The organism is Mesorhizobium sp. M7A.F.Ca.US.014.04.1.1 (assembly GCF_003998745.1).
In the GTDB taxonomy this organism is placed as follows: Bacteria; Pseudomonadota; Alphaproteobacteria; order Rhizobiales; family Rhizobiaceae; genus Mesorhizobium; species Mesorhizobium ciceri.
In genome coordinates, this window is the sequence record NZ_RZRW01001332.1 from 1 (window position 1) to 618 (window position 618).

Genomic DNA, 618 nt, shown 5'->3' on the forward strand with positions numbered 1-618 from the left:
GTTCCGGAGCAATCCTTCGCGGACACCTCCAGGATCGAGGATTCAACCGTGTTCGATCCTGGCGTCGTGCGGCCACCGGGCTGGGTATCAGGAACCGTCATCTATCAAGGCCCGGCCCTGGGTGCCCCAGCAGGTACCAGCTCTTCGGCCGCCGCATCAAAGCCGCCCATCGAGCAGCGCATGCTGCTCGGCGCCGCCGAGGTGGTCAGATACTGCGCGGCAAACACTATTCTCGCTGCGGCCGCTCCTTTGCTGATGCTGTTTGGGCAACTCAGGCTGATGCCTGTCGAAAGACAGGCGGAGCCACTGGCGCAACATGTCGCTGAGGCCATCGAAAAATTCGACCGGACGGTGGAGAAATCGGACGTTGCCGAAGAGGATGCGCGGATTGCGCGTTATGTTCTGTGCGAAACAGCCGACGATCTCATCGGCAACCTGCCTTGGCCTGGGAAAGACGACTGGTCGCAACGCAGCATGTCGTGGCAGTTCTTTCATACCCAGTCCTCCGGCACAGGCTTCTACGAAGCACTGAACAAGATCCTGGCCCATCCCGAGACACATTACGATCTGCTCGAACTGATGCATGTCTGTCTGTCGCTGGGGTTCGAGGGCCAGTAT

The 618-nt window shown here is 59.9% G+C and carries 1 protein-coding gene; it reads left to right on the top strand.

Features of this window, described 5'->3' with window-relative positions; translation table 11 throughout:
* Positions 1–48 precede the first annotated feature (48 nt).
* A partial coding sequence (gene icmH, locus EOA22_RS36390) for a type IVB secretion system protein IcmH/DotU (RefSeq protein WP_245478807.1) occupies positions 49–618 on the top strand: 570 nt, incomplete at its 3' end.